Source organism: Staphylococcus pseudintermedius (assembly GCF_034042775.1).
Lineage (GTDB): Bacteria > Bacillota > Bacilli > Staphylococcales > Staphylococcaceae > Staphylococcus > Staphylococcus pseudintermedius.
Genome location: NZ_CP120150.1, coordinates 1,502,547 through 1,520,799, shown reverse-complemented (window position 1 = coordinate 1,520,799; position 18,253 = coordinate 1,502,547). Strand labels below are relative to the sequence as shown.

General features: G+C 38.7%; 14 protein-coding genes. 13 read left to right on the top strand and 1 reads right to left on the bottom strand.

Annotated elements, in window-relative coordinates; translation table 11 throughout:
* The first annotated feature begins 74 nt into the window (after positions 1 to 74).
* Both recA and rny read left to right on the top strand, forming a co-directional pair.
* Complete coding sequence (recA, locus tag P3U61_RS07225; RefSeq protein WP_014614049.1) at positions 75 to 1,118, top strand: recombinase RecA; 1,044 nt, start codon at positions 75 to 77, stop codon at positions 1,116 to 1,118.
* Positions 1,119 to 1,344: 226 nt separating this feature from the next.
* Entirely contained in the window at positions 1,345 to 2,904 is a 1,560-nt protein-coding gene (gene rny, locus P3U61_RS07220; RefSeq protein WP_014614047.1) for a ribonuclease Y, read from the top strand.
* 122 nt (positions 2,905 to 3,026) lie between these two features.
* Here the strand turns inward: rny and P3U61_RS07215 are convergent, their stop codons facing one another.
* Positions 3,027 to 3,245 (bottom strand): hypothetical protein, encoded by a 219-nt coding sequence (locus P3U61_RS07215; protein WP_014614046.1) that lies wholly within the window; start codon positions 3,243 to 3,245, stop codon positions 3,027 to 3,029.
* A gap of 197 nt (positions 3,246 to 3,442) precedes the next feature.
* Here P3U61_RS07215 and P3U61_RS07210 point away from each other — a divergent pair, with 197 nt between their 5' ends.
* From P3U61_RS07210 to mutL, 11 genes are all read left to right on the top strand, one after another.
* A complete protein-coding gene (locus tag P3U61_RS07210; RefSeq protein ID WP_014614045.1) occupies positions 3,443 to 3,823 on the top strand; it encodes an ArsR/SmtB family transcription factor in 381 nt (126 codons plus the stop codon).
* Positions 3,807 to 5,981, top strand: coding sequence for a heavy metal translocating P-type ATPase (locus P3U61_RS07205; RefSeq protein WP_101457677.1), 2,175 nt, complete (start codon positions 3,807 to 3,809; stop codon positions 5,979 to 5,981). Before P3U61_RS07210 ends, P3U61_RS07205 begins: the two co-directional genes overlap by 17 nt.
* 330 nt (positions 5,982 to 6,311) lie before the next feature.
* Positions 6,312 to 7,106, top strand: coding sequence for a TIGR00282 family metallophosphoesterase (locus P3U61_RS07200; RefSeq protein ID WP_101457676.1), 795 nt, complete (start codon positions 6,312 to 6,314; stop codon positions 7,104 to 7,106).
* Positions 7,107 to 7,258: 152 nt separating this feature from the next.
* Positions 7,259 to 9,019: a 2-oxoacid:acceptor oxidoreductase subunit alpha gene (locus P3U61_RS07195; RefSeq protein WP_014614041.1), complete on the top strand. Its 1,761-nt coding sequence runs from the start codon at positions 7,259 to 7,261 to the stop codon at positions 9,017 to 9,019.
* Positions 9,020 to 9,886 carry a 2-oxoacid:ferredoxin oxidoreductase subunit beta gene (locus P3U61_RS07190; RefSeq protein WP_014614040.1) on the top strand — a complete coding sequence of 289 codons (867 nt, stop codon included), beginning with the start codon at positions 9,020 to 9,022 and terminating at the stop codon, positions 9,884 to 9,886.
* A 258-nt stretch (positions 9,887 to 10,144) separates the two neighbouring features.
* Positions 10,145 to 10,444 carry a thiamine-binding protein gene (locus P3U61_RS07185; protein WP_014614039.1) on the top strand — a complete coding sequence of 100 codons (300 nt, stop codon included), beginning with the start codon at positions 10,145 to 10,147 and terminating at the stop codon, positions 10,442 to 10,444.
* A gap of 103 nt (positions 10,445 to 10,547) precedes the next feature.
* Positions 10,548 to 12,098 (top strand): tRNA (N6-isopentenyl adenosine(37)-C2)-methylthiotransferase MiaB, encoded by a 1,551-nt coding sequence (gene miaB / locus P3U61_RS07180; protein ID WP_014614038.1) that lies wholly within the window; start codon positions 10,548 to 10,550, stop codon positions 12,096 to 12,098.
* A complete protein-coding gene (locus tag P3U61_RS07175) occupies positions 12,099 to 12,476 on the top strand; it encodes a YlbF family regulator (protein ID WP_014614037.1) in 378 nt (125 codons plus the stop codon).
* 54 nt (positions 12,477 to 12,530) lie between these two features.
* Entirely contained in the window at positions 12,531 to 13,040 is a 510-nt protein-coding gene (gene thiW / locus P3U61_RS07170) for an energy coupling factor transporter S component ThiW (RefSeq protein ID WP_014614036.1), read from the top strand.
* Positions 13,041 to 13,695: 655 nt separating this feature from the next.
* Complete coding sequence (gene mutS, locus P3U61_RS07165; RefSeq protein ID WP_014614035.1) at positions 13,696 to 16,293, top strand: DNA mismatch repair protein MutS; 2,598 nt, start codon at positions 13,696 to 13,698, stop codon at positions 16,291 to 16,293.
* 14 nt (positions 16,294 to 16,307) lie between these two features.
* The gene (mutL, locus tag P3U61_RS07160) at positions 16,308 to 18,248 is read left to right on the top strand and encodes a DNA mismatch repair endonuclease MutL (RefSeq protein WP_100040094.1); all 1,941 of its coding nucleotides are present in this window, start codon (positions 16,308 to 16,310) and stop codon (positions 18,246 to 18,248) included.
* The last annotated feature ends 5 nt before the right edge of the window (positions 18,249 to 18,253 follow it).

Here is an 18,253-nt window from a genome sequence, read left to right as displayed (position 1 = left end):
TTGTAATTTGATTTAATACCATGTATAGTAGAGTTAAATTAAAAGGAAATTTCGATCAAGTAGGGGGTCCTAAATTGGATAATGAACGTCAAAAAGCGCTAGATACAGTAATTAAAAACATGGAAAAATCATTTGGTAAAGGTGCCGTAATGAAACTGGGCGAGAATAAAGATCGCCGTGTTTCAAGTGTTTCAAGTGGTTCGGTAACGCTAGACCATGCATTAGGGGTTGGCGGCTATCCTAAAGGTCGTATCATCGAAGTTTATGGCCCCGAAAGTTCTGGTAAAACAACGGTTGCTTTACATGCCATTGCTGAAGTACAAAAAAATGGCGGTGTTGCCGCATTTATTGATGCCGAACACGCACTCGATCCAGTTTACGCTGAAGCATTAGGTGTAGATATTGATAACTTATACCTTTCACAACCAGACCACGGGGAACAAGGTCTTGAAATTGCAGAGGCGTTTGTCAGAAGTGGCGCAGTGGATATTATCATTGTTGACTCAGTTGCGGCATTGACTCCTAAAGCTGAAATTGAAGGTGAAATGGGTGATACGCATGTTGGTTTACAAGCGCGTTTAATGTCTCAAGCATTGCGTAAACTTTCTGCAGCCATTTCAAAATCAAAAACAACAGCTATCTTTATTAACCAAATTCGTGAAAAAGTAGGCGTTATGTTCGGTAACCCTGAAACGACACCAGGGGGCCGAGCTCTGAAATTCTACAGCTCAGTTCGTTTAGAAGTGCGTCGTGCTGAACAATTGAAACAAGGTCAAGATATTGTAGGTAACCGTACTAAAATTAAAGTGGTTAAAAATAAAGTCGCACCACCATTCAAAGTCGCAGAAGTGGATATCATGTATGGTAAAGGGATTTCACGCGAAGGAGAATTGATTGATTTAGGTGTACAATACGACATCGTTGATAAATCAGGTGCTTGGTATTCATATAACGGTGAGCGTATGGGTCAAGGTAAAGAGAATGTAAAACAATTTCTACTTGAAAACCCTAAACTTGAAGATGAAATTGACCGTAAATTACGTGAAAAACTCGGCATTTATGATGGTGATGTAGAAGAATCTGAACAAGAAGAAACACAAACGCTTTTTGATGAATAACAATGTCTAAAATTCATTTGAAAAGTACTGTGTCCAATAAAAAAGCGATGTTGGCAGGATTCATTCATTCTGTGTTCATCGCTTTTTATTTGTAATCACGACAGAAACCTTGATTTTTCGTTGTTCAAAACGTACAATTGAACTTGTATGATTCTTATTTTTATCCATATAATCATATAGATTTATTAACATACAGAACGAAATCCTAGAAAAAGGAGGTGTTTGTGTGAATTTATTAAGCCTCTTACTTATTTTGCTGGGTATCATTCTAGGAGTTGTTGTAGGGTATTTTATCGCCCAAAACTTGATTTACCAAAAGCAGTTGCAAGCGAAGCAAACTGCGAAAGATATTCTTGAACAAGCAAACAAAGAAGCAGAAAACCTTAAAAAAGAGAAGTTAATCGAAGCGAAAGAAGAAAACCAAATTCTCCGAGAACGTGTTGAAAACGAACTTAGAGAACGACGTACTGAGCTTCAAAGGCAAGAATCCCGACTTCTTCAAAAAGAGGAAAACTTGGAGCGAAAATCTGATCTACTTGATAAGAAGGATGAGATTTTAGAGCAAAAAGAATCTAAACTTGAAGAAAGACAACAACAAGTAGATGCAAAAGAGAGTAGTGTTCAATCGATAATAATGAAGCACGAACAAGAACTAGAACGCATCTCCGGTCTCACACAAGAAGAAGCACGTAAAGAACAATTATCGCGTGTAGAAGATGAGTTGTCACAAGATATTGCAGTACTTGTTAAAGAAAAAGAAAATGAAGCAAAAGAAAAAGTAAACCAAAATGCTAAAGAGTTGCTCGCTACAGTAGTGCAACGTTTTGCTGCAGATCATACTTCTGAATCAACAGTTTCAGTAGTAAACTTGCCTAATGATGAAATGAAAGGGCGAATTATTGGTCGTGAAGGTCGAAACATTCGTACATTAGAAACGCTTACAGGTATTGATTTGATTATTGATGATACGCCAGAAGCAGTTATTTTATCAGGTTTTGACCCGATACGTCGAGAAATTGCGAAAACAGCATTAATTAATCTAGTATCAGATGGGCGTATTCATCCTGGACGCATAGAAGATATGGTTGAAAAATCAAGACGTGAAGTAGACGAAATTATTCGTGACGCTGGTGAACATGCAACATTCGAATTAAATGTTCATAATATGCATCCAGATTTAATTAAAATATTAGGTCGTATGCATTACCGTACAAGTTACGGTCAAAATGTTTTGAAACATTCTATTGAAGTTGCACATTTGTCAGGTATGCTCGCTGCAGAACTGAATGAAGATGTGACATTAGCGAAACGTGCAGGTTTATTACATGATATTGGTAAGGCCATTGACCATGAAGTGGAAGGCAGTCACGTAGAAATTGGTGTGGAGTTAGCTAAAAAATATGGCGAGCCTGAAACAGTGATTAATGCGATACACTCTCATCATGGTGATGTGGAGCCAACTTCTATCATTTCAATTTTAGTTGCTGCAGCTGATGCATTATCTGCTGCAAGACCAGGGGCAAGAAAAGAAACATTAGAGAATTACATCAAGCGTTTAGAGCGTTTAGAAGAAATCTCTGAGAATTATGAAGGTGTTGAAAAGGCCTTTGCGATTCAAGCAGGTCGAGAAATTCGTGTTATTGTAGAACCTGATACGATTGATGATTTAAAATCTCACCGTTTAGCGCGAGATATTAAAAATCAAATTGAAGGTGAATTGCAATATCCGGGTCATATCAAAGTGACAGTCGTTCGTGAGACGAGAGCAATTGAATATGCGAAATAATTGCGTATGAAAACGAAAAGCAAGTTTCTTTATTAAAGGGTATAAAGAAACTTGCTTTTTTCTGTGCGTTAAGTATTGCTTGTTGTTCGCATTAAAGGCTCATTTCAAAATCATATGATGTCTTATCTATAAAGATTTAATTCTGTCTCTTTCAACGCTTCCAATGCACTTGCGGTATCATAGCAATTTGAAGAAATATTCGTGTAGCGTTCTGCCATACGATAGGCGTGAATATACAAATCAATACTTTCTTTTGCGATTTCTTCAGGTTTTAACTTTTTAGACGGATTTGCGCTCACTACAAGTTCTGCAAATTTTTCTGGATCAATATGAATTGACATAAATGATAAAACATCTCCTCGTTTTTGTCTTATACCTCACTTATGATTGAATCGAACCATAAGTCTTCCTAAAAGTGCATTACCCTCTTCGTTATCAATTAATCATATTTTTCATTCAAACGAATGCTTGAATGTTCTGTGAAAAGAAGTTATAATTTAAATGTAAAAATAATATATAAGAAGGATATGAAGATGTTATGACTCAAAAAATTGCAACTTGTGATACTTTTAGTATTGACGTTGAAGCTGTACAACAGTCAAAAGAGGAGATTGCCGCTTCGAATATTGAACAGGTGAGTCAAATGTTTAAGAGTATTGCCGACATTAACCGCTCTAAAATTGTCCTCGTGCTTTGTCATCATAATGAATTGTGTGTTTGTGATATTGCGGAAATTTTAAATGTAACCGTTGCTAATGCGTCTCACCACCTGAGATCTCTTTATAAAAACGGCATTGTGACTTTTCGCAAATCAGGCAAACGTGCATTTTATCGTTTGTATGATGAACATATTCGACAATTGATGATGATATCTATTGAACATAAGAAAGAAGTGGATGATGATGATTCAAAGTCGTAAAACTTACAGAATAGAAGGTTTATCATGCGCCAATTGTGCTGGGAAATTTGAAAGAAATGTCCGGGGTCTTGCGTCAGTTGAAGAGGCACAAGTCAATTTTGGTGCTTCGAAAATTTATGTAACGGGCGACCCAACTGTAGAAGAATTAGAAGGGGCGGGCGCATTTGAAAATTTAAAATTGACATTAGATGAGCGGAAAAAGATTAGTGCGAACGCTGACCGAAGCACAATGGCGCAACCGACCTCTTGGTTTGATAAGGTCAAACAGTTTTATAAAGCGCATCAATCTATATGTGTAGCGACGTTGTTCATGCTACTTGGTTACATTTCACATTTGATGAGCGGCGAAAACCATTTGATGACAATTTTACTATTCGCTTGTTCGATATTATTAAGTGGAAGCGCGCTACTCATCCGTGGTGTTAAAAATTTAGTGCATGTTGAATTTGATATGCATACATTGATGACGATTGCGGTTATCGGTGGTGCAATCATTGGTCAATGGGGAGAAGTTGCAGCGGTCGTCATTTTATTTGCGATGAGTGAGGCACTTGAAACGTTTTCTATGGATAAAGCACGTCAGTCGATGCAATCTTTAATGGATATCGCGCCAGATGAAGCGACAGTTTTAAGGGACGGTCAACATGTAAAGGTACCTGTGGATGACATTGTAATCGGTGAAAAGTTATATATTAAACCGGGACAAAAAATTGCGTTAGACGGTGTTGTCGTTGAGGGCCGTGCTGCAGTGAATCAGGCCGCGATTACTGGTGAGTCGATGCCGGTTGAAAAAGTGGGAGGTGCAGAAGTTTTTGCTGGGACATTGAATGAAGATGGCATCCTTGAAGTGCGTGTCACGAAAACAGCAGCACATACGACATTAGCGAAAATGATTCAACTCGTTGAAGAAGCACAATTAAATCAAACACCAGCACAAGCATTTATTGAAAAGTTTGCGCGTTATTATACCCCCGCCATTATGGTTATCGCGTTACTCGTTGCGATAGTGCCACCAGTAGTGTTACATCAATCGTTTTTAACATGGGTTTATCAAGGTTTGGCCGTGCTTGTTGTCGGCTGCCCTTGTGCGTTAGTCATTGCAACTCCAATTTCTATCGTATCAAGTATTGGTAATGCAGCAAAAAATGGTGTGCTCATTAAAGGGGGCATCCACCTAGAACAAATCAGTCGTGTTCGTGCGTTAGCTTTTGATAAAACAGGGACACTGACGAAGGGGCACCCTGAAGTGACCACTGTTCTGCCATTAACAGAGATGCGTGATGACACCGAGCTGATTGGTCAAATTGCAGCTATCGAAAGTCGTTTGGATCATCCGCTAGCACGGGCAATTGTTCGTTATGCTGAAACAAAGCATCACCATTTTGATTCATATGATGTGACAGATTTTCATTCACAAACAGGACAAGGGGTGAGGGCAAACGTTGAAGGGCGTCAATTCATCATTGGACAACCGCAAATGTTTAAAATGGCGCAATCGACGATGAAAACGCAAATTCAACAATTACAAGAGCAAGGAAATACAGTCATTCTCGTGTCAGTGGACGATGTGTTACGTCTATTAATTGCAGTGCGAGATGAAGTGCGTGAACAGTCTCAAAAAGCGATACAGACGCTTCATGAGCTTGGCATTCAACATACCGTTATGTTGACAGGAGACAATGAGAAAACAGCACGAACAATTGCGCAAACACTTCACATGTCAGATGTTAAAGCAGATTTGATGCCTGTTGATAAATTAAATGAAATTGAACAGCTTAAACAGCAATATGGGACAGTTGCGATGGTCGGTGACGGGGTGAATGACGCACCAGCACTGGCGAGCGCATCAGTGGGTATTGCGATGGGGGGTGCGAGTACAGATACCGCACTTGAAACTGCGGACATTGCACTCCTCAGTGACGATATGTCGAAGTTACCTTTTACATATCGTTTGAGTCAAAAAACAATGCGTATGATTAAGGCAAATATTACGTTTGCAATTGCGATTAAATTATTAGCGTTGTTACTTGTGATTCCAGGTTGGTTAACGTTGTGGATTGCGGTATTTTCTGATATGGGTGCAACATTGATTGTCGCTTTAAATGCAATTCGTCTCCTGTATGTTAAAGCAGATAATACTGAGGTGACGACAGAGTAAATGATATAGCCGTAATGACTAAAAATCTTCAAAATGGAGTTAGCGCTGCCTTGATGAAGTATGATAAAAAGGTTCGCGTCAACTGGCGACGACAATTTTACGCGCATACATTGACATCGATGGTGAGAACGGTACAATAAAACGTATCAACATACATGTAAAATCGTGATGTCAAGCAGTTCAAACATGACGATGAACAAGGGACGTGTCATGACAAAAATGTTGATGAGACGTCTCTTTTATAATGTTTTTGCATCTCCCCAGTGATAAGGTTGCTATTTAAAAAACGATAAAGAATAGCGATTAAGGGGATTAGAGAGGACGAAAAATATGAGGATTTTATTTATAGGTGATATTGTTGGGAAGGTCGGTCGCCAAACGATTTCAGAGCTGTTACCGAAACTCAAACAACATTATCGTCCTACGTTAACGATTGTGAATGCTGAAAACGCAGCACACGGCAAAGGGTTAACTGAAAAAATATATAAGCAGTTGTTACGTGAAGGTGTCGATTTTATGACGATGGGCAATCACACGTATGGACAACGTGAAATTTATGATTTTATTCATGAGGCGACACGTCTTGTGCGTCCAGCCAATTTCCCAGATGAAGCACCAGGCGTTGGGATGCGTATCCTTCAACTTAACGCTAAAAAATTGGCAGTCATCAACCTGCAAGGGCGTAGTTTTATGCCAATGATTGACGATCCATTTAAAAAGGCAGATCAACTGATTGCAGAAGCTGAAAAAGAAGCGGATTATATTTTTGTCGATTTTCATGCTGAAACGACTTCAGAAAAAAATGCGATGGCGTGGTATTTAGATGGGCGTGTGAGTGCAATTGTAGGTACGCATACCCATATACAAACGTCAGATAATCGCATTTTGCCACAAGGAACGGCATATATTACAGATGTCGGGATGACGGGGTATTATGACGGTATATTAGGCATTAACCGCGATGAAGTCATTAAGCGTTTTATTACGAGTTTACCGCAACGCCATGTTGTGCCGGATGAAGGACGAAGCGTATTGTCAGGTGTCATTATTGATTTAAAAGAAGATGGCACAGCGAAGAAAATTGATCGCATTTTAATTAATGAAGATCATCCATTTGAAGCGTAATCATATAAATACGTTCAAAAAGTGGCTGAATTGTGATATATCCCTATCCGCCATTAGTATGAATTTTTTTCAAACCCACTATTTTGTAAAGCAAATGGTGGGTTGTTTTGATAAAATATTGAGTGAATTCAAACGTGTAGGAGGCTAAATCTATGAAATCTCAATTATCATGGAAAGTGGGAGGTCAGCAAGGCGAAGGTATCGAATCAACGGGTGAAATTTTCGCTACTGCTATGAACCGCAAAGGCTATTATTTATACGGTTATCGTCATTTCTCAAGCCGTATTAAAGGTGGTCATACTAATAATAAAATCCGTGTTTCGACAACACCTGTGCATGCCATTAGTGATGATTTAGATATTCTGGTAGCGTTCGACCAAGAAACAATTGTGTTGAACCATCACGAAATGCGTGAAGATAGCGTCATTTTGGCAGATAGTAAAGCAAAACCAGAGAAGCCAGAAGATAGTAAGGCGCAACTTATCGTCCTACCATTTACAGAAGTGGCTAAAGAATTAGGGACGACTTTAATGAAAAACATGGTAGCGATTGGTGCAACTGCGGCATTAATGCACTTAAATACGGATACTTTTGAATCGTTAATTACGAATATGTTCGAGAAAAAAGGTGAAAAAGTAGTCGACTTAAATATTCAAGCATTAAATGAAGGCTATCGTTTAATGCAAGAACAAATGGGTGAAGTGAACGGAGACTTTGAATTAGAAGAAAGTAGCGGCGTACCTCACCTTTATATGATCGGGAATGATGCGATTGGTTTAGGTGCCATTTCAGCGGGCTCAAGATTTATGGCAGCGTATCCTATCACACCAGCTTCAGAAGTCATGGAGTATATGATCGACAATTTACCTAAAGTAGGCGGTTCAGTCATTCAAACAGAAGATGAAATTGCAGCTGCAACGATGGCGATTGGTGCAAACTACGGCGGTGTACGTGCCTTTACAGCATCAGCGGGTCCAGGTTTATCATTAATGATGGAAGCAATAGGTTTATCAGGGATGACTGAAACACCATTTGTAGTCATTAATACGCAACGTGGTGGCCCATCGACAGGTTTACCGACAAAACAAGAACAGTCTGACTTAATGCAAATGATTTACGGTACACATGGTGATATTCCGAAAATTGTGCTTGCGCCAACAGATGCAGAAGACGCATTTTACCTAACTGTAGAGGCATTTAACTTAGCTGAAGAATATCAATGTCCAGTCATCTTATTAAGTGACTTACAACTGTCATTAGGTAAGCAAACTGTGAAAGCACTCGATCATTCAAAAATTGAAATTCGTCGAGGTGCAACGATTACGGAAGACATTGAAAGAGATGAGGACGACAAAGACTACTTCAAACGTTATGCCGTTACAGAATCTGGCGTATCACCACGTCCAATTCCGGGTGTTAAGGGTGGCATTCACCACGTGACAGGCGTCGAGCATAACGAAGAAGGTAAGCCGAGTGAAGCAGCAGAAAATCGTCAAAATCAAATGGATAAACGTATGCGCAAGACAGAAAAATTAGTCATTCCAAAACCGGTAGAAGGTACAACAACACATGATGATGCGGATATTTTATACCTTGGATTTATTTCAACAAAAGGTGCAATCCAAGAAGGGACTTTACGTTTAGAACAACAAGGCTACCACATTAACCATTTACAAATTCGACAATTACATCCATTCCCAACAGAAGTCATTCAAGATGCTGTGGATAAAGCGAAAAAAGTCGTTGTTGTTGAACATAACTATCAAGGTCAACTGGCAAATATTATTAAAATGAACGTGAACTTAGGTGACAAACTCATCAAACAAACCAAATATGATGGTACACCATTTTTACCACACGAAATTGAGGATAAAGGTTTAGAAATTTTGAATGCATTAAAGGAGAGAGTGTAATTGGCTACGTTTAAAGATTTTAGAAATAATGTGAAACCCAATTGGTGTCCAGGCTGTGGTGACTTCTCAGTACAAGCGGCTATCCAAAAAGCAGCTGCAAACGTTGGATTAGAACCAGATGAAGTAGCACTCATTACAGGGATTGGTTGTTCAGGACGTCTTTCAGGTTATGTGAACTCATACGGAGTCCATTCCATTCATGGTCGTGCATTACCACTTGCTCAAGGTGTGAAAATGGCCAATCGTGATCTTACTGTTATTGCTTCTGGTGGTGACGGTGATGGTTACGCTATCGGTATGGGGCATACAATTCATGCATTACGCCGAAATATGAATATCACTTACATCGTGATGGACAACCAAATTTACGGCCTGACTAAAGGACAAACATCACCTTCATCAGCACCAGGATTTGTAACTAAAACAACGCCTAAAGGTAACATCGAACAAAACGTGGCACCGTTAGAGTTGGCATTATCTTCAGGAGCGACATTTGTTGCGCAAGGTTTCTCTAGTGATATTAAAGCGTTAACGAAGATCATTGAAGATGCGATTAATCACGATGGTTTTTCATTTGTCAACGTTTTTTCACCATGTGTCACATACAATAAAATCAATACGTATGACTGGTTCAAAGAGAATTTAACTGCTATTGATGATATTGAAAATTATGATGTCAGCAATAAACAAGCTGCACTACAAACTGTGATTGAGCATGATTCATTAGTGAAAGGGATTGTCTACCAAGATACGACAACACCTTCATATGAGTCACAAATTGATGGCTTAGCAGAAACCCCATTAGCACATCAAGACTTGAATTTAACAGAAGAGCAGTTTGAGTCATTTACAAAGCAATTTATATAAAAAGTTTCATATATTTAAGCGTATTCACGCACACTAAATATCGTACTAATAATAAGGCTAGGGTCGCACATGTGCCTAGTCTTATTTTTTTGCATCACTTTCAACCATTAAATGAAAGTTAAGAAAATTATAGTCTTTTCGTAGCTTAAAAATAGAAGTCAAATCAATGGCAAATGCAAACCTACCAACTGAAAGACCTTTATTTTTGCAACGTGATGTAATCAAAGTCATAATAAAATGTATTAAGGAGGTTTTCATATGATAGATACGTTAATGAGCATTCAAATTATCCCACAAACACCTCATGGAGAAGATGTGATCCCTTTTGTGGATGAAGCGATCAAAGTGATAGATGAATCAGGCTTAAATTATCGCGTCGGACCATTAGAAACAACGATTGAAGGCGAAATGAGTAGTTTATTAATCTTAATTCAAAAAATGAACGAGCGTATGGTTGAACTCGAATCACCAAGCATTATTAGCCAAGTGAAGTTTTATCATGTGACTGAAGGTATTAGTATCGAAACGTTAACGGGCAAGTATGACGAAATGGCTTAATCAATTGCACAACTTCAATTGAATTTACAAGATATCATTTTGCACTTTCCCTAGATTTTTAATATAATGAACTAATGATATATGGGCAGAAAGGGTTTTGCATGTGAATGAAGAACAAAGAAAAGCTGGAACGATTGATGTCTTAGCGCAACGTGACAGTAAAGAAGAAAAAGATTATAGTAAATATTTTAATTTTGAACACGTTTATCAACCACCAAGTCTTAAAGACGCGAAAAAACGTGGCAAAGAAACTGTGCAATATAACCGTGATTTCCAAATTGATGAGAAATTTCGCGGTATGGGGAAAGGTCGGACATTTTTAATTAAAACATATGGTTGTCAAATGAATGCGCATGATACAGAAGTCATGGCAGGGATTTTGACAGCTTTAGGTTATACACCGACAGAAGATGTGAATACGGCCGACGTTATTTTATTAAACACGTGTGCTATTCGTGAAAATGCGGAAAATAAAGTGTTTGGTGAGATTGGGAACTTAAAGCATATTAAGCAAGAGCGCCCAGATTGCTTAATTGGTGTTTGTGGATGTATGTCACAAGAAGAATCTGTTGTGAATAAAATTTTAAAATCATACCAAAATGTCGATATGATTTTTGGTACGCATAATATTCACCGCTTACCACAAATTTTAGAAGAAGCTTATTTATCTAAAGCAATGGTGGTAGAAGTATGGTCTAAAGAAGGCGATGTCATTGAGAACTTACCTAAAGTGCGTCAAGGCCGTATTAAAGCATGGGTGAATATTATGTACGGTTGCGACAAATTTTGTACATATTGTATTGTGCCGTTTACACGTGGTAAAGAGCGTAGTCGTCGCCCAGAAGATATTATTGAAGAAGTGCGTGATCTAGCACGTCAAGGCTATCAAGAAATTACATTACTTGGCCAAAACGTGAATGCATACGGGAAAGACATCGAAGATCTTGAGTATGGTTTAGGCGATTTATTGGCGGACATTTCAAAAATTGATATTCCGCGTGTTCGCTTTACAACAAGCCATCCATGGGACTTTACAGACCGTATGATTGAAGTCATTGCTGAAGGTGGTAATATTGTGCCGCATATTCACTTGCCGGTGCAATCAGGTAATGACCAAGTGTTGAAAATTATGGGGCGTAAATACACGCGTGAAAGCTATCTTGATCTCGTAGCACGTATTAAAGCAGCAATGCCAGATGTTGCTTTAACAACAGACATCATTGTAGGTTACCCGAATGAAACAGAAGCACAATTTGAAGAAACGTTATCTTTATATGAAGCAGTCGGCTTTGAACATGCTTATACGTATCTTTATTCACAACGTGACGGTACACCTGCTGCTAAAATGAAAGACAATGTACCGACTGATGTAAAGAAAGAGCGTTTGCAGCGTTTAAACCGTCTTGTCGGTGAATATTCTTCACGTGCATTAAAAGCGTATGAAGGTGAAACAGTTCGCGTATTATGTGAAGGTGCAAGTAAGAAAGATGAAGCAGTTTTAGCGGGGTACACTGAAAAGAACAAATTAGTCAACTTCCGTGCGCCAAAATCTGTTATCGGTAAAATTGTAGATGTCAAAATTGTTGAAGCGAAACAATATTCATTAAATGGTGAATTTGTAGGTGTGAGTGAAACAACGATGGTGACGGTATAGATGTATTCACGTGAAATGATTTTGGAATCGGCTCAAAAGTTAAGTGCATCCATTCAATCATTAGAAACGATACAACATTACCAACGGATTGAAACACAAATTCATCAAAATGAGCAAATTGCGCAATATATGGCAGAGTTAAAGCAAAATCAAAAGCAATCCGTTAATCTACAAAATTACGATAAGCCTGTCGCTTTTGCGCGCTCTGAAGAAAAAATTGAAGAAATACAAACCAAAATCGATGGAATCCCAATTGTGAATGAATTTAAAAAGGCACAACATGAAGCGAACGAACTGTTACATGTTGTGATTGGGACTTTATCAGCTAGAATTCAACAAGAAAATATCGAGGCTGAGGACGATCAAACGCACGAATGATATAAGTGGATAGAGTGGATAAATTGCCCTCAGCTCTGTCGGAGAGTGATAAGTTTGAACACACGTAAACTAACACTGACCGCTCTCTTTATTGCAGTCAATGTTGTATTAAGCACAGTGATTGTCATACCATTAGGGGCGATTAAAGCAGCACCTGTACAACATTTCGTGAATGTACTCAGCGTCGTCATTCTTGGACCATGGTATGGACTCGCGCAGGCATTTTTATCGTCGTGCATACGCGTAATGTTTGGTACGGGTACACCATTTGCCTTTCCAGGAAGCATGATTGGGGTCTTACTCGGAAGTTTATTTTACTATGTGAACCGACACCTGTTTGTCGCTGCTATTGGTGAAGTGATTGGCACAGGAATTATTGGCAGTTTAGTTTGTATTCCACTCGCTTGGATTTTAAATGTCGATCACTTTTTAATTAAGCCTTTAATGGCAGCGTTTATCGTTTCAAGCATGATCGGCGCATCCATAAGTTACGCGTTGCTCATTTTGTTGAAACGACGAGGCGTATTAAAGCATTTAGATTTAAATCGAAAGTATCGAAAATAACAATTGAACGATGAAAGCAGTGTGTGGGTAGGATTGACTTAGAAGTAGAACACATGAAAGATGAGGGGCTGGGGGCTTAAACAACGCGTTTATACTCTCAGCCTTTTATGCTTAATTTGCTTGTTGGTTTTAAGCTTGCATTATTTCAGTTTGCAGAATCGTGCCTCGCGTTCCTAAGGGCTGTGCGTCAATTCAATTTGGCTTGATTGATGTTTACATTCGAAGGACGCTAAATTAAATTTTCGGGAGCAGTATAGAAATCTGACGTGCAACAAAGATTTCGTCATACTCCCCTCGCTAGGCTGACTCGACTGCTCAAAAGCATAGGCATTGAGCAGTCAGGCAGCTACGGCGTTAAACAACTACCGCTCAAAAAATGAAGAGACAATAATATGATTTAAACACTAGGCCCTCAGAAGTCGTGTATGGTTCTTGCAATCAAATACTTAGTTAAAGTCTGAGCGGATTTTGAATGGTACGAAAATGAGCACTGCTAGATTACTTAAAAGTGATTCAATGGTCTAGAACGGAGATCTATCAATTGTTTTTTTGATGAAATGCAAGTTTTTTATGATCATTATTAATATTCATACATAGAGGGCTGCTTTTGTAGCAAAGTATTACATAAACTCAAATAAAGGAATGTGAGAAATATATGTCAAATGTCACGCCAATGATGAAGCAATACTTGAGTATTAAAGCACAACATCAAGATGCTTTACTGTTTTTTAGACTTGGTGATTTTTATGAGATGTTTTATGACGATGCGATTACGGCGTCTCGTGTGCTTGAAATTACATTGACGAAACGCGACGCTAAAAAAGATAATCCGATTCCAATGGCGGGTGTGCCTTATCATTCTGCAGATAGTTATATTGAAACGTTAATTCAGAATGGGTATAAAGTTGCGATTTGTGAACAAATGGAAGATCCGCGCCAAGTGAAAGGGATGGTGAAACGTGAAGTCGTTCGTATCATTACGCCAGGTACAGTGATGGAAAAAGGTGGCGTGGATGATACACAAAACAACTATATTTTAAGTTTTGTGAAGGCGGATGGTTATGCGCTAAGTTATTGTGATGTGTCCACCGGAGAATTAAAGGTGACGCATTTTGAAGATGAAAGTACGCTTATTAATGAAATTACGACAATTCGCCCAAATGAAATTGTCGTGACTGAACCATTATCAGAAACGCTACAACGTCAACTGAATATGATTACAGAAACGATTACTGTCGTTGAACAAGTCTCAGATCAAAATTATTCTGTGAACAGTTTGTCACATCCTTTAATGCATCAAGCGATACAAATTGTGTTAGATTATATTTATGATACGCAAAAAAGAGATATGTCTCATATTGAAGCGGCTGTTGAATACAAGGCACTCGATTATATGAAAATGGATTACTATGCGAAACGTAATCTTGAGTTAACAGAAAGTATTCGTTTGAAGTCGAAAAAAGGGACGTTACTTTGGTTAATGGACAAGACGAAAACACCTATGGGCGCAAGAAGGTTGAAACAGTGGGTTGATCGTCCACTTATTCAACAAGCTGAAATTGCGAAACGACATGATGCTGTCGATCAATTTTTACATTATTTCATTGAGCGTGACACGTTACGTGACTATTTAACGGAAGTATACGACATTGAAAGACTTGTCGGTCGTGTCAGTTTTGGAAATGTCAATGCGAAAGATTTAGTGCAACTCAAACATTCAATTGCACAAATTCCAGCGATTAAAGCGTTATTGCAATCAATTGAACATGAAGCTATTGCTCATTTTAATGCTTTAGAACCGTTGGATGACTTACTGCAAGTGTTGTCGGACAGTCTTGTCGATGAACCACCGCTTTCAGTGAAAGAAGGCGGTTTGTTTAAAGCAGGATTTAATGAAGAACTCGATCAATATTTGGATGCTTCGAAAAATGGTAAACAGTGGTTGGCAGAATTACAAGCACAAGAACGTGAACGCACAGGCATTAAATCTTTAAAAATTAGTTTTAATAAAGTATTCGGTTATTATATCGAAATTACACGTGCCAATTTATCACAATTTGATCCGAGTGCATTTGGTTATGAGCGAAAACAAACATTATCCAATGCAGAGCGTTTCATTACGGATGAATTGAAAGAAAAAGAAGCAATTATTCTGGGTGCGCAAGACAAAGCGATTGAACTCGAGTATCAATTGTTCGTGGCGTTACGTGAACAGGTAAAAACGTATATTGAACGTTTGCAACAACAAGCAAAAATCATTTCAGAAATTGACTGTTTACAAAGTTTTGCAGAAATTGCGCAACAGTATAATTACGTGCGACCACAATTTAGTGAAGATAAAACGTTAAAGTTAGTCGACTCTCGTCATCCGGTTGTTGAACGTGTGATGGACTATAATGATTATGTGCCGAATGATTGTCTATTAAATACAGAGCAGTTCATTTATTTAATTACTGGACCGAATATGTCAGGTAAATCAACGTATATGCGTCAAGTGGCGATTATTAGTATTATGGCACAGATGGGCGCTTTTGTTCCTTGTCAATCCGCAACGTTACCGATTTTCGATCAAATTTTTACACGTATTGGTGCGGCCGATGATTTAGTATCTGGTAAAAGTACGTTTATGGTCGAAATGTTAGAAGCACAAAAAGCATTAAAATATGCGACGGCTGACAGTTTAATCATTTTTGATGAAATTGGACGTGGCACTTCAACATATGACGGCTTAGCACTCGCACAAGCGATGATTGAATATGTTGCAGAAACGTCACAAGCAAAGACGTTATTTTCAACGCATTATCATGAATTGACAGAGCTTGAACAACATTTGCCAAGCTTGAAAAATGTACACGTGGCGGCGGATGAATATCAAGGTGAACTCATTTTCTTGCATAAAGTGAAAGACGGTGCAGTTGCGAATAGTTACGGCATTCAAGTTGCACAACTCGCAGATTTACCAGAACAAGTCATTGCACGTGCACAAGTGATTTTGGATACGTTTGAAGCGCATGAAAAAGCACAAGTGACGTATACATCGACCGTGGACCAAAAGTCGGTCAGCCCGACAAGTGTAAAAGCATCGACAGTTGCTGAAGAGCCGCCACAATTTGAACAGCCGACGTTTGATTTATTTATGTCTGAAGCTGAAGTAAGTGAAATTGAGTTCGAAATTAAGCAACTGAATCTTTCTCAAATGACACCGATTGAAGCATTAGTGAAATTAAGCGAACTCCAAAATAGATTACAATAGAAGGTGAAGAGCTTATGGGTAAAATTAAAACGTTACACACTTCATTAGCAAATAAAATTGCAGCCGGTGAAGTGGTCGAACGTCCAAGTTCTGTCGTGAAAGAGCTGTTAGAAAATAGTATAGATGCGGGTGCGACTGAAATTAATATTGAAGTGATAGAATCAGGAATTGCCTCCATTCGTGTGGTCGATAACGGCTCGGGTATTTTACAAGATGATCTAGGTCTTGTATTTCATCGACATGCGACGAGTAAATTAGTAGAAGATGATGACCTGTTCCATATTCGTACTTTAGGTTTTCGTGGTGAGGCACTGGCGAGTATTGCTTCTGTCGCTAAGGTGACGCTACAAACATCCACGGATGGTGTGGCCGGTTATGAAGTGTATGCTGAAGAGGGCGAAATCATTTCTGAAAAGCCTGCCAAAGCGCGAAAAGGGACTGACATTCGTGTAGATGCACTATTTTATAATACGCCAGCACGCTTAAAATATATTAAAAGTTTATATACGGAACTAGGCAAAATTACAGATATTGTCAACCGTATGGCCATGAGTCATCCAGACATTCGCATTGCCTTATCGAATGATGGGAAGAAGATTTTACAGACGAATGGTTCAGGACGCACAAATGAAGTGATGGCTGAAATCTACGGCATGAAAGTCGCGCGTGATTTAATCCGCATTGAAGGAGATACGAGTGACTATCATTTAACAGGATATGTCGCAAAACCGGAACATTCAAGAAGTAACCGTCATTACATTTCATTGTTCATTAATGGGCGCTATATTAAAAACTTTTTGTTAAACAAAGCGGTACAAGAAGGCTATCACACATTAATGATGATTGGCCGTTATCCAATAGTCTATTTAAATATTGAAATGGACCCGGTTTTAGTTGATGTGAATGTGCATCCGACGAAATTAGAAGTACGGTTGTCGAAAGAAGATCAGTTGTTTGATTTAATTGTAGCGAAAATTCGTGAAGCGTTTAAAGACCAATTGCTCATTCCGAAAAATGATTTAAAATCAAAATATGAGCCGAAAAAAGTGCTAGAACAATTTGAACAACAAAAAATGGCGTTTGATCAAATACAAGCAGCACAAACACAGACATCGCATTCAAACAAAGAAATGACGATTGACGAAGAACCCGCACCATACACAGATGTAACAGAACCGTCAGACACGGCTAAAACACCAACAACATCAGAAACAAACGATGATTACGCTGAACGTCAACGTGCATTGTTAAATGATATGGTGGAGGCGCCATCACCTATAAATGAAGTGAACTCGACTGACGACAGTTCAGACGGAGCAACCGTTTCTGAAATACAACAAAATCATCCACAACCATCCGACAAACCAAAGCGACGTGTGCCCTACATGGAAGTGGTAGGTCAAGTTCATGGCACCTATATTATTGCACAAAACGATGAAGGGATGTATTTGATTGACCAACATGCAGCACAAGAGCGGATTAAATATGAATATTATCGAGATAAAATTGGTGAAGTCAACAATGAAAACCAAAGTTTGCTCATTCCATTAACGTTTAACTTTACGAAAGATGAGCAACTGATTATTGAGCAACACCTTGACCCGTTACGAGAAGCAGGCATCTTTTTAGAACCATTCGGCGGTCATGATTACATTGTAGACAGTTATCCTGTATGGTTCCCACAAGAAAACGTCGAAGAGATGATTAAAGACATGATCGAGTATGTCATTCGTCATAAAAAGGTCGACATTGCGAAGTTTAGAGAGGAAGCAGCGATTATGATGAGTTGTAAAAGATCTATTAAAGCTAATCACTACCTTAAACCAAACGAAATGGCAGACTTAATCGATCAATTAGGCGAAATGCAAGATCCGTTCACTTGCCCACATGGCAGACCGGTCATTATCAATTTTTCAAATTATGAATTAGAGCGGTTATTTAAACGGATTCAATAAAGGAG